The following is a 22,047-nucleotide window of genomic DNA, read 5'->3' as shown; positions in this document are numbered from 1 at the left end:
CACGCTGGCGTTCGCGTGCGGGCGGCAAGGCCTCGCGCGGGGGCGGGCCGCCGAAGAGCATGTCGAGAAGCCCGCGTCGGCGGATGACTTCCTGCGCAAACGCTCCGTCCCGAGGCGACGGCATGGCGGTGAAAAGAACGGCCAGGCCGAGGACGGCCAGAAGCAACCGCAGGAGAGGCGCTCTCTTGGAAGGACCCGCGGCCATAAACCGTTACTCCTGGTGGCGTTTGCCGCGGCGAAAGCCGCCGGGCCGCCGGTTGTCCTTGTCGCGCTTGCGGCGGCGGGCGACCACGCCCGCCGGCAAACGGTCAGTTCCCGCGCAGCCTCCTCAGAACGTCTTTGCTGGGATGGCCGTCCTGTTCCAGCCCCATGCGGGCCTGGAACTCCTTGATGGCACTGCGCGAGCCTTGCCCGATCTTGCCGTCGATCGGACCTTGATAATAGCCTAGCGCACCGAGGCGTTTCTGCAACTCCTCGGTCTCATCGGAGGAAAGCCGCTCGAAAGGCCGGTTCCAGTCGCGCACGAGGCCGCCCACACCCGCGATCTGGTCGGCGAGCAGGCCGACGGCGAGCGCGTATTTGTCGGAATTGTTGTAGCGCTTGATGACGAAGAAGTTCTTCACCATCAGGAAGGCTGGTCCGGCCCGGCCGTCCGGCACCTTCAATTCGGCGTTTTCGGAGGGGCGGGGGAAAGGCTTGCCGTTGGCCCGCACCACGCCGATCGATTCCCAGCGGCTGAGCGACATCGTGCCTGCGGGAAACTTGCGGCCACCCGGCAGCACCACTTCATAGCCCCAGGTTTCGCCGCTCTGCCAGCCGTTCTTGCGCAGGAGGTTGGCCGCGGTGGCAAGCGCATCCGGCACCGAGTGCCAGATGTCGCGCCGTCCGTCACCGTCCATGTCCACGGCATAGGCCTGGTAGCTGGTGGGAATGAACTGGGTGTGCCCCATGGCGCCGGCCCATGAACTGGTGAGCTGGTTTTCGGGAATGTCGCCGCGCTCGAGGATCTTGAGAGCGGCGAGCAATTGTGTCCGTGCGAACTTGGCGCGCCGCTTGTCGGCGTAGGCGAGGGTGGCCAGCGAACGCGGCAGGTGGCGCATGATGCGGTCGTTCTGGAGCGCTTCGCCGTAGTTCGATTCGATCGACCAAATGGCCAGGAGGATGTAGCGGCTGACGCCGAACTGGCGCTCGATGCGATCGAGCCACGGTTCCCATTTGCGTGCCATCTGGCGTCCTGTCCGGATGGCATTGTCCTGCACGCGGTTGTCGAAATACTCCCAGGCTTCCGCCCTGAACTCGGGCTGATAGCGGGCCTTTTCGAGAACTTCGGGATCCGGGGCTGTCACCCCCCGGAAGGCCCGGTCGAAGGTCGCACCGGAAACGCCGTTCTGGATTGCGACATTGCGGAAATCGGCGAGCCAGCGCTGGAAGCCGGCATCGGCGAAGGCCGGCTGGGCCATCAGCCCGATCACGAAGGCAGTCACCACGAGTCTTGCCAGAGCCGGACCGCGGGCGGCTTGGTACGCAAACATTCCAACCTCCATCGGAACAACGAGCCGTTTTTATCGCCGATTGCGGTTAGGAAAGGGTTTACCCTAAAACCCGACAAAATCGGGGCTGTGTTCGCAGAATGTCCACCTTTATGGTGCAGGAACCGAAAACCACGTATCAGCATTATCCGATGCCTTCGGGCCGTCAACATGTCTTGAGGGAAATTGCCGCATGACCAAAATACGCAAGGCCGTCTTTCCCGTCGCCGGGCTGGGGACACGCTTTCTGCCCGCCACCAAGGCGCTGCCGAAGGAAATGCTCACCGTCGTCGACAAGCCGGTGATCCAATATGTGGTCGACGAGGCGCGCGAGGCGGGCATCGAGCACTTCATCTTCGTCACGGGGCGCAACAAGACAGCCATCGAAGACCATTTCGACGTGCAGGTGGAGCTTTACGAGACGCTCTCGCGGCGCGGCAAAACCGAAATTCTGGACAGGCTGGAGGCCATGCAGCCGCAACCCGGGCAGACGAGCTACACCCGCCAGCAGGTCCCGCTGGGGCTGGGGCATGCGGTCTGGTGCGCGCGCGAACTGGTCGGCGGCGAGCCCTTCGCACTGCTCCTGCCGGACATGATCATGCAATCGGAGACCGGCTGCCTGAAGCAGATGGTCGACCTTTACGAGAAATCGGGCGGCAACGTGCTTTCCGTCGAGGAGTGCGATCCCGGCGAGACGCACAAATACGGCATCGTCGGGCGCGGCAAGGACATCCATACCGGTTTCGAGATCACCTCCATGGTGGAAAAGCCCAAGCCCGCGGACGCGCCGTCGACCTTCTATATCAGCGGCCGCTACATCCTGCAGCCGGAGATCTTCGCTCTCTTGGAAAACCAGCAGACCGGCGCGGGCGGGGAGATCCAGATCACCGACGCGATGCTGCGCCTGCACGCCGAGCAATCCTTCTACGCCCATGTCTACAAGGGCAGGACGTTCGACTGCGGTTCGCCGGAAGGCTTCGTGGAGGCCAATCTCGCCTTCGCGCTTCAGCGCGAGGAGTTCAGGCCCTACCTGAAGAACTTCATCCGCACGCTGCTCCCCGAGGTCGAATCCTAGAGGTCTTGGGGAGCGCCATTTAGGCGGTCGCCGCGATCAGCGCTGCAGCTTCATGCCCATGAAGACGCTGGTCGTCTCGTAGTCGCGGCCAGGCAGATCGCTCGTCTGGCGCTCGTGACGGAGGCGGCCGGTGAGGCCCGCGTAGCGGTTCAGCCACCAGGTGAGGGTCGCTTCGCCGTTGAGCACCAGATCGTGGCCGCCGGCCTCGTAGTCGCGCCAGGCGGCGCCGAGTGCGAGATTGCCGGTCAGGTTCGAGCGCAGCCGGCGCTCGACGCTGAGCCTCCCGGTATAAAGCAGAGAGCCGCTGTCGCCGGCATCGGCGGATCCCTCGATCGTCGTGGTGCCGTTGAGTCGTACATTGGTGCCCCGCATGGGGGACCAGTCGAGCGCGGCTGCGAGCGCCAGGCCGGAAATCGTCTCCAGCCGATCGTCCTCGAAATCTTCCGCAATCCAGCCCGCCGAGACCTCGCCGGCGAGCTTTTCCGACAGGTCGAGTTCGATGCCGCCGCGAACGCCGTAGCGGTTCGCGGACCGGGCGTAGCCGGCGCTGTCGCGCTCCTCATCGTAGAAGCGCCGGCCGGCCTCGATCTCGATGAACGGCATGAGGGCCGGCGAGAGTTCGTACCCACCGCGCAGGCGGGCCAGTGCCAGGGTGGAGTCCCGCTCGGCCTGGGAGAGGGTTGTGCCATCCGTGAGCCGCGCGTCGCCGTACTGATCGCGCGAGACCTCGCCCGTGATGCCCACATGGATCCTGCCGAGCGCCTTTTCGAGCCCGACCGCGCCATCGATCGTGTGGCGCAGCGGCTGGCGGTCGACGCCGGCGATGGCGACCGGAGAGGACGCCGATTCGCGCCGGGCGGAATAGCCGAGTGCCGCCCGCCCGGTCATGCCGTGGGCGAGATCCAGTTCGAGCGCGGCGTCGGCCGCGCCCTCCAGTTCGGAGACCTCCTCGCCGGAGAGCGATTTGCGATAGGTGGCGAAGCCGTCAAGGACAGCACGATGGCGCGACCAGTCGGAAACGGCGTTGAGCCGCAGCGTGCTTTCGGACAGGAGGGCCTCGCGCCCGTCCGGACTGTTGTCGGCGTTCGAGGTCCAGGTGAGGCCCTCTTCGAGGGTCGGGAAAAGCGTGAAGGTGCCGAGGCGCAGGCCGAGCGGCGCATAGGGGTCCGTCTCGGGCCGGCGTTCAGCGGCGTTGCCGACGGGCCGTACACGCTCGTTGGCGCGCAGCGGCAGGAACAGGTCTTCGCGATCGGGCTCTGCGCTCGCGGCCCGGAGGCTCGCGGTATCGATCTCGTCGACCGACCCTTCTGCGCCGGCCTCTTCCGCACCCGTCGTGGCCGCAGCGTTCTGTGCAGCCTCTTCGCGCTCACGCTCGCGCCCGATAGCGGTGGACGGCCGGCGGGAGGGCGTGTTGGCGGCCGGGGGCGACAGCGGATCCTGATCAGGATCTGCTTCGGGCAGCGCGCCGGGACTGACCGGCTGATAGGCATTGGCGGGAAACCCGACGGTCCCCGTCGTCCGTGCGTCCGTCTCGCCGGTGGGCAGAAGTGTTGATGTGATTTCCGACTCGCTCACGGCGCCCCGCAGACCGGTCTCCTGGCCGGCGGCGGGAATGGCCGGCAGAATCGCGCCGGCCGCGCAGGCCAGGCACAACAATCCGTACGAACTCTGCTTGCGAACGCGAGGCATCACGATCCGAACACTTGAGCGCGGGCGCGCCAGGGTAAGCGAAACGTAAATTGCCTTGGTTAACGCAAGGTTGAGTGAGACTGGCCGCCGTCAGACTTTATTGGACATGGCGCGGCGAAAGCGCTAAGCGCTTTTGCATGCTGAACAGGCCCATCAAGACGATCGATTCACAACGCACCGTCGATTCGGCGATGCGGACGCTGGATGCCGAGAAGACCGCGCTCTGCGCCCTCGAAGAGGCGCTGGCCAACGGGCTGTCGGGTCCGTTCAAGGAAGCCGTCGAGGTCATCTCGCGCATTGCTGGGCGGGTGATTGTCAGCGGCGTCGGCAAGAGCGGGCATATCGGCTCCAAGATCGCCGCCACGCTCGCATCGACGGGCACGCCGGCCTATTTCGTCCATCCGGTGGAAGCCAATCACGGCGATCTCGGCATGATCACCCGGGACGATGCCATAATCGCGCTTTCCTGGTCGGGGGAGAGCGCGGAGTTGAAGGGCATTGTCGCCTATGCACGGCGCTTTTCCATTCCGCTGATTGCGATCACGGCGGGCGCCGACTCCACCCTGTCCCGAGAATCCAGCGTGGTGCTGTGCATGCCGCGCGTGCCCGAGGCCTGCCCGCACAATCTCGCGCCCACCACGTCGACGCTGCTGCAACTTGTCATGGGCGACGCGCTCGCCATCGCTCTCCTGGAGGCGCGCGGCTTTACAGCCGATCATTTCCGCACCTTCCATCCCGGCGGGCAACTCGGCGCCAAGCTCACCCATGTCGGCGACATCATGCATACCGGCGAGCGCATTCCGCTCGTGGCCTCTGGCACCGGCATGCGCGAGGGGATTCTCGAAATCTCGCGCAAGGGGTTTGGCTGCGTGGGCATCACCGATCCGGGCGGCAGGCTGATGGGCATCGTCACCGACGGCGACCTGCGCCGGCACATGGACGGCGACATCCTGTCCATGAGCGTCGACGAGGTGATGACGAAGAACCCGAAGACGATCGTGCCGGAGACCCTGGCCGCGACGGCGCTGCAGATGATCAACGCGTCGGCCATCACCACGCTGATGGTGGTCGAAGACGGCAAGCCGCTCGGCATCGTGCACCTGCACGATCTGCTGCGTATCGGGGCGGCCTGAGGGGCGCGCCTCCTCGCTTATGCCCAGCCGGAGAGCTCGCGCCGCACCAGTTCCTCGATGACGCGCATCCCTTCCTCGCCGTCGTTCAGACACGGGATATGCGTGAAGTTTTCGCCGCCGGCCTCGCGAAAGGTCTCACTGGCCTCGACGGCGATCTCTTCGAGCGTCTCGAGACAGTCCGAGACGAAGCCGGGATTGAAGACGGCGATCGATTTGACGCCCTCGCGGGCCAGCCGTTCCACCGTCTTGTCCGTATAGGGCTGCAGCCATTCCTCCGGGCCGAAGCGTGACTGGAAGCAGGTGAGGAACCTGTCCTCGCCGAGCCCCAGCCGTTCGCGCAGCAGCCGCGAGGTTTCCTGGCACTGGCGGTCATAGGGATCGCCGCGCCGGGCGTAGCTTTGCGGGATACCGTGGTAGGAGGCGATCAGGACCTCCGGCTCGAAGTCGAGCCCGGCGAGATGGCGCTCGATGGAGCGGGCGAGCGCGTCGATATAGACGGGCTCGTCGTGATAGGCGGGCACGGTGCGGATTGCCGGCTGGAAGCGCAGCTTCATCAGCGTCTCGAAGAACTTGTCGTTCACTGTCGCCGTAGTGGTGGCGGAATATTGCGGATAGAGCGGGAACATGACGATGCGCGCGCATCCGCGGGCGATCAGGCTCTTCGTCACCTCCTCGATCGACGGGGCGCCGTAGCGCATGGCCCAGTCGACGATCACATGATCCTGCGCGGCAAGGGCGGCTGCCAGCTTCTCGCCCTGCGCGCGGGTGAATGTGCGCAGGGGGGATTCGTTGCGCTCCCGGTTCCAGATCTTGGCATAGGCGGCACCGGACTTCTTCGGCCGCGTGCTGAGAACGATGCCGTAGAGCACCGGATACCAGATGGCGCGCGGCCACTCGATGACGCGCCGGTCGGACAGGAACTCGCGCAGATAGCGGCGCATCGGCCAGTAGTCCGTGCCGTCCGGCGTGCCGAGATTGACGAGCAGAACGCCGACCTTGCCGGCGGCGGGGCGGTGCTCGGCAGTCTGGGCGGCCTCGGCTTTGCTGGATGGCGGGCTGGCGGTGGTCATGATTTACTCCGGGTGTGGCCTGCGGCCTTTGTGAAGCCGACCGGGGGTGCGGAAACGTTCAGGCAGGATCGTTTGGGCTTGACCCGCGAATCCACGCTTGAACGGTCCCGAACCGCAAGGGCCGACTTCCAGGACCGCTCTGATGACACTCACACCTAACGAAGTCTTTTACAAAGACAATGCCGCTGCTGGCCGCAGGTGGAAAAGCCCCGCCGCGGTCGGCGGGGCGAAAGGGCTCAATCGGCGGAGGGGACGTTCAGCGCGGCGCCGACGATAAGGCGGCGCGGCGTGAAATCGGGATTGGCATCGGCGAGGCGGCGCCATTCGGTCGGACTGCCATAATAGCGCGCCGCCAAATCCCAATAGGTGTCGCCACGTACAACGACATGGGTGCCACGGCCACCATCCGCCGTCATCTCGGCGTCCGCGGCGGCTTCCTCCATTGGCTCCTCGGCCATTGGAGCTTCGCTTTCCACCTCTCCGGATGCGGTCTCCGGCGCCGCTGCCATGGTTGCGCCGTCGGCGGCGCCTGCTTCGGGCGTCTCCTCCATGGAGGACTGATCGCCGTCCGCCCCTTCATCGCCTGCATCGGTCGCAGCGGAAGCGGACGGCTGGCCCTCTTCCATCGGGGCGGCGGCCGTTTCCTCGCCGTTGTTTTCCGCGGCGGTCGAGACCCGTGCGATGCGGCCGTCGGTATCGGGCTGGTAGGGTTGGTTCTCGGCCAGGTAGTCGGCCACCACCTGCTCGAGACCGGGCCCGTAATCGTAGGCGTTTTCGGCGTTTTCCGCGAACAGGCTGTAGCCGTCGCCACCGTTGCGCATGAAATTGTTGGAGGCGATGGTGTAGGTTTCGTCGGGCTCGATTGCCGCCCATTCGCCGTCTTCCTCAACCTCGACCGTTTCGATCCGGTCACCGGGCTCGGCTGACGGGTCGAACGTGTAGCGCAGGCCGGATACCTGCGGGAAACGGCCGGCCCCTTCCTCGATCTGGCTGACGCCGCTTTCAAGCGAGGCGACCACGTCCGAGCCCTTCAGCTGGAAGGTGGCGAGCGTGTTCTGGAAGGGGAGCACCTCCAGTACCTCGCCCATGGTGATCTCGCCCGCGTCGATGGAGGCGCGCAGCCCGCCGCCATTTGTGATGGCGAAATCGACGCCCTGGTCCCGCGTGCGCGCCAGCATTGCGTCAGTGACGAGGTTGCCCATTTCGCACTCGCCGGCGCGGCAGCTCTCGCGGCTGCCGTCGATCGGAGCTGCGGTCTCGGAAATGACTTTCCCCTTCAGCTCCTCGATGGGGCCGGCAAGCTCCGCAACGCGCGCGGCAACATCCTCGTCCGGTTGGACGGAGGCGTCGATGAGAAGCAGGTCGCCGGCGGCCTCCGTCACCACGCCTTCGTCGTCGAAGACGACGGCGAGCTCTCCCAGATATTTGGAATAGGCGCCGGCCTGAACCACGGGCACCCGGTAGCCTTCCGGATTGTCGACCATGGTGGGATAGGGGCCCTCGGCGCCTTCGATCGTGTTGGACAAGAGCGTGTTCGTGTGCCCGCCGACCACCACGTCGACACCCGGGATCTTGGCGATCGCTTCGAGATCGCGCGGATAGCCGACATGGGTGAGCGCGATGATCTTGTCCACGCCTTCGTCCGCCACGGCCTCGACGGCCGCGGTGATGCCCTCGACATCCTCGATGATGGAAACGTGCTCGCCCGGTGAGGAGAGCTCCGCGGTATCGTTCGCAACCGCGCCGACGATGCCGATCCGCTCGCCGCCCACGTCCAGGATCGCGTATTCGCGCACGCGGTCGCCGAGCGCGGAGGCTTCCGCGGCCTTGATGTTGGAGCCGAGCACCGGGAACTCGACTTCTTCGAGAAAGGCGGCGAGGCCGTCCTCCCCGTCGTCGAATTCGTGGTTTCCGACCACCATGGCGTCGGTGCCCATGAGGTTCAGGAACTCCGCTTCCACCGTGCCCTTGTAGGTCGTGTAGAAGAGAGAGCCCTGGAAATTGTCGCCGGCATTGAGGAACAGGACGTTCTCGCCGTCGAGCGCCGTGCGCCGCTCGCGCACCGCCGTGACGAGGCGGGCAGCGCCGCCGAAGCATTCGCCGGCCGCATCATCTTCCGCCGAACAGGTGGAATCATAGGCGTTGATGGGTTCGATGCGGCTGTGCCAGTCGTTGATGTGCAGGATGTTCAGCGTGTAATCCGCCAGGGAGGGTGCGGTGGAAAGCGCCAGCGCCGATGCGCCCGCGGCCAGGACGGCGATTTTATTCATCATTGCAACTCCGGCTGGTCCCCCGATCTTAATTTAGCGCTCCACCATGTCGGTTCGGTAACGCATCAGCATGTTTCCACCGGCGATGCGGCGAAGCAAGGGGGACGGTGTGGGCGTCGAGGTGCCGTGCGGCACGGAATGGTTTCCAGCCGGGGAACAATCAGGCCGTGAAAAATTGAGACGGGACGCCGATACGCGTGACACCCGCCATCCCGGCTCGACCATCCGGCAGGGCATGCTTCACGAAGGCTGTGCCTGCGCACACGCGTGGCAGAAGGCCTGAGCCTTCACGATGCGAGAGTTCTCGTCGATCCCTGGACTGGCGCAGAAACGAACGGTTCTGGCGGAGGCGCGCATGGCCAAAAAGCCGCCCGAATATTCCGTGTCAGCTCCGCCGGGTCAGGACGAAGTTCGTTCCCATGGAGTTGGTGCAGTTCAGCTGATTGGAGTTCGGCATCGTGCAGGCGACTTCGACCTGTGTTCCCCGGGCCAGAGCCGTCATCGAAATATGGATGTTGTTTCTATCCTGGAACTGATAGGTGCCTTGCGACATCGTGCCGCCGGTGCGCGCGTCGACGGACACGAACTGGCCGTCCCTGAAGGTGGATACGGCAATTCCTCCCTGGTCGATCCATCGACCCTCGATACCGCTCTGTTGTGTCGGGGCGGGACCTCCTCCTCTCGGCGCGACCATTGCACAGCCGGAAGCAGCCAGGACGGATGCCAGTGCCGCAAAAGTGGCGAACCTGCCGAATGATTTCATGACGCCCTCCTTCGCAATGGCTTTCATTCGCCGGTTTTTCCGGTCGGATGCAAGTAAAAAGGCGCCCATACAAGTCATTACAGCACCAATATGTTGCGGAATTGCCATGGGTCCCCCTCGTCGATGTCCTCCGGGAAAAGCCCGGGCCGGCCTTCGAGCGGCGTCCAGTCGGTGTAGTAACCCTTGACCGGTCCCAGATAGGGACGCTGGATCTCCAGGCAGCGCCGGTAGTCCATCTCGTCGGCTTCGACGATGCCGGCTTCGGGGTTTTCGAGTGCCCAGACCATGCCGGCCAGCACGGCGGAGGTGACCTGAAGGCCGGTCGCGTTCTGATAGGGCGCGAGTCCCCGCGTTTCCTCCAGGGAAAGTTGGGAGCCGTACCAGTAGGCGTTCCTGTCATGGCCGTAGAGAAGGACGCCCAGTTCGTCGATGCCGTCCACCAGCTCGTTCTCGTCCAGTACATGCTGGACGGGCTGCGGCTTGCCGGCCGCGCCGAACATTTCGTGCAGCGACAACACCGCGTCGTTGCAGGGGTGGTAGGCGTAGTGGCAGGTGGGCCGATAATTCACTTCGCCGTTTTCGCCGCGCAAGGTGAAGAAGTCGGCGATGGAGATCGACTCGTTATGGGTGACGAGGAAGCCGTATTGCGCACCGGGGGTGGGACACCAGGTCCGCACGCGCGTGTTGGCGCCGGGCTGCTCTAGATAGATGGCCGCCTTGCAGCCTTCCTCCTGATCGCGGGCGTTTTCCGGGCGCCAGTTCTCGTGCGTGCCCCAGCCGAGTTCGGCCGGCTGCAGGCCTTCGGAGATGAAGCCCTCGACCGACCACGTGTTCCAGAACACGTCCATCGGCTTCGGCTTCTTCGTGCGCTGGGTGTCGCGCTCGGCGATGTGGATCCCCTTTACGCCCGCCTTTTGCATCAGACGCGCCCAGCCCTCGCGTTCATAGGGGCCGGGCTCCGTGAAATCGAGCTTCAGGTCGCGGGCGAGATCGACCAGCGCCTGCTTGACGAACCACGAGACCATGCCCGGATTGGCGCCGCAGGTGGAAACGGCGGTCGTGCCGCCGGGATTCCTGGCCTTTTCCTGTCGCACGGGCTCGCGCAGGGCGTAGTTGGTGCGCGAGGCGTTGCTGGCGGCTTTTTCGAAGTAGAAGCCGAGCCACGGCTCCACCACCGTGTCGATGTAGAGCACGCCGAGTTCGCGGCACAGCTTCATCAGGTCCAGCGAGGAGGTGTCGACGGAAAGGTTGACGCAGAAGCCCTGCCCCTCGCCGGCGGTCAGGAGCGGGATGAGCAGGTCCCGATAGTTCTCCTTCGTGACATAGTCCTGCACGAACCGGATGCCGCGCTCGTCGAGGAGCTTGCGGTCGGTGTCGACCGGGTCGATGACGACCATGCGCGATTTGTCGAACCTGAAGTGGCGTTGGATCAGGGGCAGCGTGCCACGGCCGATCGAGCCGAAGCCGATCATGACGACAGGGCCGGTGATTTCGCCGTGGATGGGCCAGTCCTTTTCAGCCATTTCAGGGCTCTCCTCATCGATTGCGGGTGATTGCCGGCGTCAAAAACACAGAACGCCGTCACAATAAAGCGGAAAGCGCGGGAAGAAAGGCGGGTTTCGCGACGGGACGAACGCTCAGCCCACGTCGGGAACCTCGCCGGTGGCGAAGCGCGCCTTCAAGAGACACTCGGCATATTCCTCATCCACCTGGGAATCGAAGACGATGCCGCCGCCCACATTGAAGACCGCCTCGCCGCCCGGGTGAAGCGAGATCGTGCGGATGGCGACGTTGAAGCGCATGCGACCGTCCGGTGCGGCCCAGCCGACGGCGCCGCAATAGACATCGCGCGGCACGCCCTCCAGGACGCGCAGGATCTTCATGGCGCTGATCTTCGGTGCGCCGGTGACGGAGCCACAGGGGAAGAGGGCGGTGAGGATGTCGGTCAACGAAATGTCCGGTAACAGCCTGGCACGCACGCGGCTGATCATCTGGTGGACGGTGGGATAGGTCTCGACGTGGAAAAGTTCCGGCACGTCCAGCGTGCCGACCTCGGTGATGCGCGAGATGTCGTTGCGCAAAAGGTCGACGATCATGCGGTTTTCCGCCTGGTTCTTGGGATCGTTCCTGAGCGCCTCCTTGAGTGCGGCATCCTCCTCGGCCGTCCCGCCGCGCTTCATGGTGCCCTTCATGGGCAGCGTCTCGATCCAACCGTCGGCGGAAATCTCGAAGAAGAGCTCCGGCGAACGCGACAGCACAACGGGGCCGCCGAGATCGACGAAGGCGGCGTAGCGCACGGGCTGGCGCGCCGTCAGCGTGTCGAAGAGCGCCAGCGGGTCGCCCTGCCAGCGCGCCGCCACGGGAAAGGTGAGATTGCCCTGATAGGCATCGCCCAGGCGCAAGTGGCGGTGAAGGCGCTCGAAGCGTGGGGCGTAGTCGGCAAAGCTCCAGGCGGCGCGGGGCGCGAAAAGACGCGGCGTGACGGCGGTGTCCGGCCGAGCCTCGACCGGGCTCGGTGCGTCGAAGACGCCGAGGCAGGCAAGCGGTGACCGCCGCCCCTCCGGCAAATGCTGCCTGAGCGCCGGCTCGAGAACGAAACCCGCCTCATAGGCGATATAGCCGGCGAGCCATTTTCCCGCACCGAGCGCGGCTTCCGCCCGCTCCAGCGCCGGCGGGAGTTCCGCCGGCTCGTTCGCAATGAGGACCTCCCGCGGCTTGGCGAAGGAAAGGGTTTCACCCTGAAGGTCGTTGCGGAAGAGGGCGACGTGGCGCCTGGAAGGGGGGCGTGAAGAGCGCGACATTGCAGGCAACCGCTGCTTTACCCCTCATCTAGCGCTTCCAACTCGTCGATCAAACCCTCGATCACCGAAAGGCCCTTGCTCCAGAAGGCGGGGTCGGAGGCGTTAAGGCCGAAGGGGGCGAGAAGCTCCAAATGGTGTTTCGTGCCACCGGCCTTCAGGAGCTCGAAATATTTCTCCTGGAATCCGGTTTCCGCCTGGCTGTACACGGCGAAGAGCGAGTTCACCAGGCAATCACCGAAGGCGTAGGCATACACGTAAAAGGGCGAGTGGATGAAGTGGGGAATATAGGCCCAGAAGGTCTCGTAGCCCTCGCGGAGCCTCACCGCCGGACCCAGGCTTTCCGCCTGCACCTCGAGCCATAGCCGACCGATCTGGTCCGATGTCAGCTCGCCCTTTCGCCGCTCGGTGTGCACCTTGCGCTCGAACTCGTAGAAGGCGATCTGGCGCACGACCGTGTTGATCATGTCCTCGACCTTCTGGGCCAGCATGGCCTTGCGCTCGCGCTTGTCGGCGGTGCGCTCGAGTAGGGAGCGGAAGGTCAGCATCTCGCCGAAGACCGAGGCCGTCTCGGCGAGCGTCAGGGGCGTGGAGGCCATCAGCGCGCCCTGGCCGGCGGCGAGCACCTGGTGAACACCGTGCCCGAGTTCATGGGCGAGCGTCATCACGTCGCGCGGCTTGCCCATGTAGTTCAAGAGCACGTAGGGGTGTGCGGAGGGCACGGTGGGATGGGCGAAGGCGCCGGGCGATTTGCCGGGACGTACCGGCGCGTCGATCCAGTTCTTCTCGAAGAAGCGGCCGGCGATCTCCGCCATCTCCGGGGCGAAGGAGCGGTAGGCCGAAAGGACTGTCTCGCGCGCTTCGTCCCAGCCGATCGTCGCCTGCGGTGCTTCGGGCAGCGGCGCGTTGCGGTCCCAGTGATTGAGCTTGTCCATGCCGAGCCACCTGGCCTTCATGGCGTAGTAGCGGTGCGAAATCCGCGGGAAGGCGTCGTGGACGGAAGCGGCGAGCGCATCGACGACCTCGCGTTCGACGCGGTTGGCGAGATGACGGGAATCGGCCACATCGGAGAAGTTGCGCCAGCGGTCGGCGATCTCCTTGTCCTTGGCGAGCGTGTTGGTGATGAGGGTGAACAGGCGGATGTGTTCCCCCAGAGTCTCGGCAAGCGCTTCGGCGGCCTTGCGGCGTTTCCTGCCGTCGGCGTCCTGCAACAGATTCAGGGTCGGTTCGAGCGTCAGTTCCTCGCCGTCGACCTGAAACCGCAGGCTCGTCATCGTCTCGTCGAACAGACGGTTCCAGGCGCCACGTCCCGTGACCGAGCTTTCGTGGAACAATTGCTCGATGCGGTCTTCGAGCTGGTGCGGGCGGTCCTTGCGGATATCCAGCACCCATGGCCGGTAGTGGCCGAAAAGCGGATCCTGGGCAAGCGCGGTCTCGATCAGCGCATCGTCGATCTTGTTCAGCTCCAGAGCGAAGAACAGGAGGTGGGTGCTGGCGTCGGTCAGCTTTTCCTGGATATCACCGTAGAACTTGGCGCGTGCGGGATCGGAGGTGTCGTCGGCATAGACGAGACCCGCATAGGAGCCGATGCGGCCGAAGAGTTCGTCGAGTTCCTCATAGGCGCGGACCGCCTCGCCGAGCCGTCCACCGGTTCCCTTCGCCGCCTCCTCGGCGAGCCTGCCCTTCCATTTCTCCTCGAAAGCGCGTGCGTCACGTTGGGCGCGGGCGATGTCGTCGGCCAGTTCCCGGCTGTCGATGGCGGGATAGAGGTCGGCAAGGTTCCACAGGGGCAGATCGCCCAGTTCCGGGGCCTTGCGGGCGCCTTCGGCGGGCGTGCGCGGCGCCTGGCAACGCCTGCTTGCACTATGATGCATCGGGTACTCCCTATTGTGCGTCCCGGGCGGTTTGGCGATAAGATTTCGTTCACCGGGTTTCTTGAACGCCTGTTTAGGAGGCTGTGCCAAATTGTTCCAGCCCGTCGGAATCACCCCGGAGCGAATTTCAAGGCGCTGTTGCATTCATGTCGGAAACGGTCCTGATAGTCGATGACGATCCCGTCCAGCGCCGTCTGCTCGAGGCGGCCGTGCGCAAGCTCGGCTATGCGCCGGTGCTTGCCGAGAGCGGCGAAGGGGCGCTCGAGGCGGTCGCCAGCGCGGCACCGCGGGCGATGGTCCTCGACCTCGTCATGCCCGGCGTCGACGGGATCGAAGTCATGCAGCGGATGCGCCGGCGCGGGATCGATCTGCCCGTCATCGTGCAAACGGCAAAGGGCGGGATCGAGACGGTGGTGGCGGCGATGCGGGCCGGCGCCTTCGACTTCGTCGTCAAGCCCGTCTCGCCCGAGCGGCTGGCGCGGGCCATCGGCGACGCCCTCAAGGTGGAAGCATTCGAGGGGGCGGCACGGCAAGGGGGCCGGGCGGAGAAAACGAGTTTCTCCTTCAGCGATATCGTCAGCCGCAGCCCGGCGATGGAGCGTGCGCTGGCGCTGGCGCGCAAGGCGGCAGCCTCCGATATCCCCGTCCTGATCGACGGCGAGTCCGGCGTCGGCAAGGAACTCATCGCGCGCGCCATCCGCGGCGAGAGCGCGCGGCGGGGAAAGGCTTTCGTCACGGTCAACTGCGGCGCCATTCCCGAAAACCTCGTGGAAAGCATCCTCTTCGGCCATGAGAAGGGGTCCTTCACCGGAGCGACGGAGAGACGGTCCGGCAAGTTCGTAGAAGCCGATCGCGGCACGCTGTTTCTCGACGAGATCGGGGAACTGCCGGCACAGGCACAGGTCAAGCTCCTGCGCGCCGTGCAGGACGGGGAGGTGGATGCGGTCGGCGGGCGGCAGACCGTGAAAGTCGATATCCGGCTGATCTCGGCGACCAATCGCGACCTGTTGCAGCAGGTCCGGGAGGGGCGGTTCCGCGAGGATCTCTTCTACCGCCTCAACGTCTTTCCGATCACCGTGCCGCCGCTGCGCGACCGGAAGGAAGACATCCCCCTTCTCGTGCAGCACTTCATCGGCCGTTTCTCCAACGCCGTGCCGGGCAAGCGCATTTCGGGCATTTCTGCCGAGGCGCTCGAGGTGCTCGCCGCCTATGACTGGCCGGGCAACATCAGGCAGTTGGAGAATGCGGTCTTTCGCGCCGCCGTCCTGAGTGAGGGTGAGGTGCTGACGGTCGCGGCCTTTCCCCAGATCCGGGCGCAGATGGGCGGGCTGGCGGCGGAACTGTCGCTGCCGGAGGAAAATGCGGCGGCACCTGCGCAGAAAGAGGCGGAGAGCGGTACGCCGGACGAGACGGGGCGACGGCAGTTGCACCCCGGCCTCCTGTCAGCCCTGGACGAAAGGGGGCAGATGCGCACGCTGGAAGCGGTCGAGCATGAGATGATCCGCATCGCGATAGACCACTATGGCGGGCAGATGAGCGAGGTCGCGCGCCGGCTCGGCATCGGCCGGTCCACCCTCTATCGCAAGCTCAGGGAAATGGGGCACGACGTCCCGAAGAATGGCGGCAGTGAATAAGCGCTGTTCTTGCGCGCCTTTAATTCAACATTTACCACAATTTAGCTGAAAACGCCGCCGTCACGTTCTCGCCACGCTTGTGGCGCATTCCTGCTTCAATAAGTGTCGGTTAACCATTATCGTGCAGGGTGCGAATGCTTTCGGGGGCGCATTCGGCTCTCGTCAGTGGGGACAATTTCAGCCGATAAGGCCTTGGTTTGACTAACAACGACGTTGAACATCGCCGATTGTGCAGGAGAGGGGTCGCGCCGGCAAGATTCGTTGCCGGGTTGATGCTCGCACTGGCACTGCTTCTGTCGGCCGCTCCGGTGGCAAGCGCGGAAACGCGCTCGCTCAGGCTCTACTTCACCCACACGGGTGAACGCGCTGAAATCACGTACAAGCGCAACGGTCGCTATCTCAAGAGCGGCCTGCAGCAGATCAACCACATTTTGCGCGACTGGCGCCGTGACGAGCCCACCACGATGGATCCGCGGCTGCTCGACCTTCTGTGGGAGGTCTATCGCGCGTCCGGTTCGCGCGACTATATCCACGTGGTCTCGGCCTACCGCTCGCCCCAGACGAATGCCATGCTGCGCAAGCGCAGCAGCGGCGTGGCGAAGAAGAGCCAGCATATGCTGGGCAAGGCGATCGATTTCTTCCTGCCGGACGTGAACCTTTCCAAGCTCAGGAACGTCGCCCTGAAAAGAGAGGTTGGCGGTGTGGGCTACTATCCGCGCTCGGGCTCGCCCTTCATCCATATCGACGTGGCCGGCGTGCGCCACTGGCCGCGCATGAGCCGCAGGGAACTCGTCTCCGTCTTCCCGGACGGAAAGACGCTCCATGTCCCCTCGGACGGCAAGCCGCTGCCCGGCTATCAGCAGGCACTCGCCGCCTACGAGGCGCGCGAGCGGAACGGAGGCTCCATCCAGGTCGCCGACGACAGCGGAAAAAGGCGGGGCCGGGGGCTGCTCGCCGCGCTCTTCGGCGGCGGCGCCGACGAGGAAGAGGATAACGCCAACAGCAATGTCCAGGTCGCTTCCGCGCCGCAACCTGCAAGGTCCGTACCGCAGCGCCAGGCAGAACCGGAGCGCCCGGCCGCGCCCGAACCCGCGGCGCCGAAGACCATTCTGGCCGCCCTGCCGGAGCGGGAACTTCCCGTGCCGCGCGAGGCCCCGCGTCCGGATATCGGCGTCGGTACGGCCCTGCCGGTCGAGGCGCCCGCCCCCAACGCTGCTCCCGAGGCGGAACAGGAGCCGGAAGCGCAGCCAACGGAAGCTCTTGTCGCCTCCAATGTGCCTCTGCCCACGCGGCGCCCCGAATACGCTCCGCCCGAACCGGAGATGCAGGTGGCGCAGGCGGATGCGGTGGATGAGCAGGACGGGGACGTGCAGGACCTGCCGACGGCGACGGCCTATGTGACGCCGACGCGCCGACCCGAGCGGCCAAGTTCGTCCGACGTGATCGCTGAATTGCTGACCGAGCAGAAGGATATGGAGCCGCAGCAGACGGCGGACCGCGGCGTGCCGGTGCCCGCTATGGCGCCGAAGTCCGGCGAGCAGGCTTTCGCCGTGGCGTCTTTGTCGCAGACGGACGTACCGTCTGCACAGGGGAACGGCACATCTGCCGGATCCGTGCCGCTGCCTTCGGATAGTATCGAGAAGACGGCTGATACGCCGCGGCGCGTGGAACTGTTGAAGGAAAGCGGCAACGCGCGCGCGGCGGCTTTCATCTCGAGCGGCGTAAGGACGACGCCCAAGACCGCAAAGCCCGGGCCGCAGGATGCCGGGCGCGAGCGTGCGGCCAAGGTGCTCCCGGTCGAAGCGGCCCCGGCCCATAATGTCCTGAAGCAGGCTTCGCTTTTGAGCTTTGCGCAGGAGGCGAAGATCCCGACCTTCACGCCGGAGATCGCCGAGGCGCCGAAGACGGTCTACACGACCGGCTTCCAGCGTGAGGCGATACACATCGCCGATGCGCGGCGTTTCACCGGCAAGGCGGTCAATTTCCTCTCGGTCGCCAAGTTCGCAGAGGAATAGCGCTCTCTTCCCGCACCCTTCGCGCGTCCAAAAGGTGGACGCGCTGTAGCGTTCCACACATGTCCCCGGGGCGGCGTCACCGGCGCCTTGCCCGGCGGGCATGGAGGACGCGCTGGAACGGATAAGACGGATAAACGCTGGAGTTGAAAACGGGGCGGCCGTTGCGGCCGCCCCTGTCGAACCGTGCTCGGGAGGAGGAAAGCCGATCCGATGAGGCTAGTGTGGGGTTCTCCCGTTAAAGAATGGTTAATAGAAGCTTAACAATTCGATCTATTCACCACTTTAGGTTGTATAAGGCCTTCCGGCGTGGCTGTAGGATGCCACGGATATGGCTTTGACCAGCGCCACGACCGGCCGCTCCGGGGCAAGGCCGAGTTCGGACGCCGAACGCGCGGTGATCCGGGCCACGAGCCTTTGATGGCCACAGCGCAGGAAGACGTCGGCGACCGTGCCCGCTGTCTCGACCGCTTCGACCGTACAGGGAATCTGGTTTCGGATGGACAGTCCTTCATGGGGCGTGGTGGCAATGGCGACATCCGATGCGTTGACACTCAGCCGCAGGCCGGCGCCTTCCGCCAGGTCGACGCCGGAAAGCTCGATATGAACGCCCCCGATATCGACCATGGCCGCGCCGTAGCGCCGGTCGAAGTCCACGACCACACCCTCGACGATGGAAACGGGGATATCCCCTTTGCTGCGGTGAAAGCCGATGATCTGCGCCGGCGTGCCGGCCACCTGTGCCGTGCCATCCTCCACCGCGACCACCCTGTCCGCCAGGCGGGCGACCTCGTCGGTCTCGTGGCTGACGTAGAGGACGGGAATACGCGTTTCACCGGCGACCGCTTCGAGATAGGGCAGGATTTCGCCGCGTCGCTGCCGGTCGAGGGAAGACAGCGGCTCATCCATCAGCAGGATCCCGGGATCTGCCAGCAATGCGCGGCCGATCGCTACCCGCTGGCGTTCCCCGCCCGAAAGCGTTCCGGGAAACCGGTCGAGATGCGGCTTCAGGCCGAGCAGCGCCACCACCTCTTCCAGCGGCCGGCTGGCGGCGCGCCGGCCGGCCCAGCGCGCATAGGTCAGGTTGCGCCGGACGGAGAGATGCGGCAGCAGCCGGTCTTCCTGGAAGACGAAGCCCACGCCGCGTGCGCGCGGCGGCAAGTTGATCCCGGCGGCGGCATCGAAGAGCACCCGGCCATCGGCGACGATCCGGCCCTGATCGGGACGCATGATGCCGGCGATCATCTTGAGAATCGTACTCTTTCCGGCGCCGGAGCGGCCGAAGAGTGCGGTCACTCCCGGTGCGGCGGTAAAGCGCGCCGATATCGCGAAGCTGCCGGCCCTGCCGGTGATATCGACCTCAAGCCCGCCCATCGCCGCCCCTTTCCGTCAGCCGCCGCGCCACCCATTCCGACAGAAGCACCGCGGCGAGCGCCAGCAGGATGGAAACAACGATGAGCCGCAACGCGGCTGTGTCTCCCGTCGGGCTTTGAAGCAGGGCATAGATGGCCAGCGATAGTGTCTGGGTCTCGCCGGGAATGTTCGAGACGAAGGTGATCGTCGCCCCGAACTCGCCCAGCGCCTTGGCGAAGCCCAGCACCGCGCCCGCCAGCACGCCCGGCAGGGCGAGCGGCAGGGTGACGGTCAGGAAAACCACGATGCGCGAGGCGCCGAGCGTTTCGGCGGCCTCCTCCAGTCCCCGGTCCACCGCCTCCAGGGACAGGCGGATCGGCCGCACCAGGAGAGGGAAGGCCATCACCCCGGCCGCCAGTGCCGCCCCGGTCCAGCGAAAGGCGAAGGTGAGGCCGAAGGCCGCCTCGAACAGCCTGCCCAGCGGGCCCTGCGTACCGAACAGAAGAAGCAGGCCATAACCCGTGACGACGGGCGGCAGCACCAGCGGCAGGGTCACCACCGCTTGCACGAAGCCCTTGCCCTTAAAACGGCGGCGGGCAAGAAGCCAGGCCACCGCAAAGGCGGGCGGCAGCGCCAAAAGGATCGCCGCCAGCGCCACTTTTGCCGACAGGAGGACAATCGCCGTTTCCGCTTCCATCATCTTTTCGCCGCCCGGCCGTCAATCGAACGGTGCAAAGCCGAGGTCGCGGAAGATCTCCTGCCCGGCCGGGCCGGCGAGGAAATCGATGAACGCCTGTGCCTCAGGTCCCGCTTCCGGGGTGGCGGCGGCCGGATAGAGGATGGGCGGGTGGCTTTCCGGCGGGAAGGTGTAGGCGCGCAAAAGGCCCTCGACCGCCTTCTCGTCGGATCCGTAGACGATCGCCGCCCGCACCTCGCCACGGCGGGCAAGCTCGAGTGCTACGCGGACATTCTCGGCATAGACGGCGTGTTCGCGCACCGCCTCCCACAGGCCGAGGCCTTCCAGCGCCGCCTTGGCGTAGCGGCCCGCCGGCACGTGGCTCGGATCACCCATGGCAAAGCGCTCCCGGCCGAGCAGGTCGGCGGGATCCCGCGCCGTTTGGCCGGCGTCCGCGGATGATGCGATCACCAGCGCGTTCGCGGCGACGGTCCTGATGCCGTCCGGGCGCACCAGTTCACGTTCCGAAAGCCAGTCCATCCACTCCTGGTCGGCGGAGATGTACACGTCGGCCGGCGCGCCGGCTTCGATCTGGCGGGCCAGGACCGAGCTCGCGGCGAGCGAGACCACCACCTCGACCCCGCTTTCCGCCTCGAACGCCGGCGCGGCACGGTCCATCGCATCCTTCATGCTGGCGGCGGCGAAGATGGTCAGCGATTCGGCTGCCGCAGCGGAGAGGGGGAGGCATCCGGCAAGAACGAACAGGACGATGGTCAGGATTTTTGACATGCACATCCTCCATGGCACGACAGTGCGGTTCCAAAGGACGTGATGGTGGACCGAAGGCGGCACCCGCGCCCCGGATGCGGCTTGCCCTTGTCGCAAAGGCGGCCACGCACTGCCGCCCGCGCCGTTGCGGCGCAGGCACTTTATGCCGCGTGGCCGCGCATTTGGCAACAACCGGGCCTCAATCGGCGGCCTGGGACACCGTGGCCTCGATGTGATCGACGAGCACGTCCGGCAGCTTCAGGCGCCCGGCGAGCATGTCGAGATAGCCGCGCTCGGCGCGGGTCTCCGGCTCGATCGCCAGACGCGAGGCGGTGTAGAGCTCGACCTTCTGCGCGTCGGTCTCGGCCGCGGCGACGAGCGCGTCCAGGTCGACCGGGCGCTCGAGCTCGCGGATGAGGAAATTCTCGGCTTCGGCTCCGATCGATGTCTCCTTCAGGCGTTCGGCGATCCTGGCGCGCTCGGCATCGTCTATATGGCCGTCGGCGCGCGCTGCGGCGATCATCGCGCGCACCAGGGCAAAGGCGAACGCATCTTCGCCCTGCGGCGCTTCCGCTGTATCGAAGGCAGTGCCGGAGGGCGGCGGCAGGACTTCCTGCGCGGCGTCGGCTCCTCCGGGTTTCTGTCCCGACTGGTAGTCCTGATAGGCCTTGTAGGCGAGGCCGGCGATCGCCGCCATGCCGCCGAGCTTGAGCGCGCCGCCTGCGAACTTCCGCCCTTTCTTCGAGCCGAGAAGCATTGCCACGATCGCCCCGGTGGCAAGCGGGTTGTCCTTGGCCAGTTGGGTGACCTGGCCGGCCTTGTCGCGGATGGACGACCCGCCCTTCGAGCCCTGCTGCCCCAGGAAGTCGTCGAGCAGCTTCTTCGGATCGATCATGGAGTTCTCCTCGCTACAGGTAGGATGAGGAGAGGTAGGTCGCGCACGGCCGCAATGCAATCCGCGGCACGTGATGCATCGCCTGCCTGCGTGGACAAGTTTTTGCGCCCGGGCGTTCCTTCGGGCGGACATTCTTCCGCCGCTGCAAGGTGTTGGTCGTACTCTTTCGATGCGGCTTTGCGGAATCGACGCCGGATTTGTCCCCGCCCTCGCCCGTCCGCGCAGAATGAGGCGGACGCAAGCCGGAGGTTGCCCCATGTTTTCTGCCGAAACAGAAAAACTGATCATCGAAGCCGCCCAAAATGCGGGGTTGGCGCCCGCGACGCTCCTCGCGCTTGTCGAGGTGGAGTCCGGCGGCAGAACACACGCCGTGGTGCGCGGCCGGCGCGAGCCGCTCATTCGTTTCGAGGGGCATTATTTCGACCGGCGGCTTTCGCCGGAGGCCCGGCAGCGAGCGCGCGAAGAGGGACTTGCCGCGCCCAAGGCCGGCGTGGTGCGCAATCCGCCC

At 65.6% G+C, this 22,047-nt stretch carries 17 protein-coding genes and 1 pseudogene; 5 read left to right on the top strand and 13 right to left on the bottom strand.

Annotated elements, in window-relative coordinates; all coding sequences use genetic code 11:
• A pseudogene (locus ACFP9U_RS14405) lies at positions 1-205 on the bottom strand (DUF459 domain-containing protein); the annotation flags it as partial.
• A gap of 103 nt (positions 206-308) precedes the next feature.
• Positions 309-1,460 carry a lytic murein transglycosylase gene (locus ACFP9U_RS14400; RefSeq protein ID WP_378622428.1) on the bottom strand — a complete coding sequence of 384 codons (1,152 nt, stop codon included), beginning with the start codon at positions 1,458-1,460 and terminating at the stop codon, positions 309-311.
• 262 nt (positions 1,461-1,722) lie between these two features.
• Between ACFP9U_RS14400 and galU the strand changes: the two genes are divergently transcribed.
• The gene (galU, locus tag ACFP9U_RS14395; RefSeq protein WP_378622427.1) at positions 1,723-2,604 is read left to right on the top strand and encodes a UTP--glucose-1-phosphate uridylyltransferase GalU; all 882 of its coding nucleotides are present in this window, start codon (positions 1,723-1,725) and stop codon (positions 2,602-2,604) included.
• A gap of 36 nt (positions 2,605-2,640) precedes the next feature.
• On the opposite strand, the gene ACFP9U_RS14390 is transcribed toward galU, so the two are convergent.
• The gene (locus ACFP9U_RS14390; protein ID WP_378622425.1) at positions 2,641-4,293 is read right to left on the bottom strand and encodes an outer membrane beta-barrel protein; all 1,653 of its coding nucleotides are present in this window, start codon (positions 4,291-4,293) and stop codon (positions 2,641-2,643) included.
• A 137-nt stretch (positions 4,294-4,430) separates the two neighbouring features.
• On the opposite strand from ACFP9U_RS14390, the gene ACFP9U_RS14385 reads away from it, so the two are divergent.
• On the top strand, positions 4,431-5,426 hold the full coding sequence (locus ACFP9U_RS14385; protein ID WP_322451379.1) for a KpsF/GutQ family sugar-phosphate isomerase: 996 nt from the start codon (positions 4,431-4,433) through the stop codon (positions 5,424-5,426).
• A gap of 17 nt (positions 5,427-5,443) precedes the next feature.
• Here ACFP9U_RS14385 and hemH read toward each other — a convergent pair whose 3' ends face one another.
• The 6 genes from hemH to ACFP9U_RS14355 form a co-directional block, all read right to left on the bottom strand.
• Positions 5,444-6,496: a ferrochelatase gene (hemH, locus tag ACFP9U_RS14380; protein WP_378622423.1), complete on the bottom strand. Its 1,053-nt coding sequence runs from the start codon at positions 6,494-6,496 to the stop codon at positions 5,444-5,446.
• Between the two features lie 236 nt (positions 6,497-6,732).
• Positions 6,733-8,769: a 5'-nucleotidase C-terminal domain-containing protein gene (locus tag ACFP9U_RS14375; protein ID WP_378622422.1), complete on the bottom strand. Its 2,037-nt coding sequence runs from the start codon at positions 8,767-8,769 to the stop codon at positions 6,733-6,735.
• 382 nt (positions 8,770-9,151) lie between these two features.
• On the bottom strand, positions 9,152-9,637 hold the full coding sequence (locus ACFP9U_RS14370) for a hypothetical protein (protein WP_378622420.1): 486 nt from the start codon (positions 9,635-9,637) through the stop codon (positions 9,152-9,154).
• Positions 9,607-11,052: a homospermidine synthase gene (locus ACFP9U_RS14365; RefSeq protein WP_378622418.1), complete on the bottom strand. Its 1,446-nt coding sequence runs from the start codon at positions 11,050-11,052 to the stop codon at positions 9,607-9,609. Before ACFP9U_RS14365 ends, ACFP9U_RS14370 begins: the two co-directional genes overlap by 31 nt.
• A 114-nt stretch (positions 11,053-11,166) precedes the next feature.
• A complete protein-coding gene (locus ACFP9U_RS14360; protein ID WP_378622417.1) occupies positions 11,167-12,330 on the bottom strand; it encodes an aminodeoxychorismate synthase component I in 1,164 nt (387 codons plus the stop codon).
• Positions 12,331-12,347: 17 nt separating this feature from the next.
• On the bottom strand, positions 12,348-14,201 hold the full coding sequence (locus tag ACFP9U_RS14355) for a M3 family oligoendopeptidase (protein WP_378622415.1): 1,854 nt from the start codon (positions 14,199-14,201) through the stop codon (positions 12,348-12,350).
• A 146-nt stretch (positions 14,202-14,347) separates the two neighbouring features.
• Here ACFP9U_RS14355 and ACFP9U_RS14350 point away from each other — a divergent pair, with 146 nt between their 5' ends.
• Both ACFP9U_RS14350 and ACFP9U_RS14345 read left to right on the top strand, forming a co-directional pair.
• Positions 14,348-15,835 (top strand): sigma-54-dependent transcriptional regulator, encoded by a 1,488-nt coding sequence (locus tag ACFP9U_RS14350; protein WP_378622414.1) that lies wholly within the window; start codon positions 14,348-14,350, stop codon positions 15,833-15,835.
• Positions 15,836-16,107: 272 nt separating this feature from the next.
• Positions 16,108-17,850: a DUF882 domain-containing protein gene (locus ACFP9U_RS14345; RefSeq protein ID WP_378622412.1), complete on the top strand. Its 1,743-nt coding sequence runs from the start codon at positions 16,108-16,110 to the stop codon at positions 17,848-17,850.
• Positions 17,851-18,132: 282 nt separating this feature from the next.
• Here ACFP9U_RS14345 and modC read toward each other — a convergent pair whose 3' ends face one another.
• From modC to ACFP9U_RS14325, 4 genes are all read right to left on the bottom strand, one after another.
• The gene (gene modC / locus ACFP9U_RS14340) at positions 18,133-19,221 is read right to left on the bottom strand and encodes a molybdenum ABC transporter ATP-binding protein (protein ID WP_378622411.1); all 1,089 of its coding nucleotides are present in this window, start codon (positions 19,219-19,221) and stop codon (positions 18,133-18,135) included.
• The gene (gene modB / locus ACFP9U_RS14335) at positions 19,208-19,900 is read right to left on the bottom strand and encodes a molybdate ABC transporter permease subunit (protein WP_378622409.1); all 693 of its coding nucleotides are present in this window, start codon (positions 19,898-19,900) and stop codon (positions 19,208-19,210) included. The genes modC and modB overlap by 14 nt, the downstream gene beginning before the upstream one ends.
• A gap of 18 nt (positions 19,901-19,918) precedes the next feature.
• Positions 19,919-20,665, bottom strand: a complete 747-nt coding sequence (modA, locus tag ACFP9U_RS14330) for a molybdate ABC transporter substrate-binding protein (protein WP_378622407.1) — start codon at positions 20,663-20,665, stop codon at positions 19,919-19,921.
• A gap of 178 nt (positions 20,666-20,843) precedes the next feature.
• Positions 20,844-21,539, bottom strand: a complete 696-nt coding sequence (locus ACFP9U_RS14325; protein WP_378622406.1) for a tellurite resistance TerB family protein — start codon at positions 21,537-21,539, stop codon at positions 20,844-20,846.
• Between the two features lie 256 nt (positions 21,540-21,795).
• Here ACFP9U_RS14325 and ACFP9U_RS14320 point away from each other — a divergent pair.
• Positions 21,796-22,047, top strand: a 252-nt coding sequence (locus ACFP9U_RS14320; protein WP_378622404.1) for an N-acetylmuramidase domain-containing protein, incomplete at its 3' end; no start/stop codon positions are given.

The organism is Nitratireductor sp. GCM10026969 (assembly GCF_042660605.1).
Taxonomy (GTDB): Bacteria; Pseudomonadota; Alphaproteobacteria; order Rhizobiales; family Rhizobiaceae; genus Chelativorans.
The sequence above is the reverse complement of the archived record's forward strand: the minus strand, read 5'-3'. Positions and strand labels throughout refer to the sequence as shown.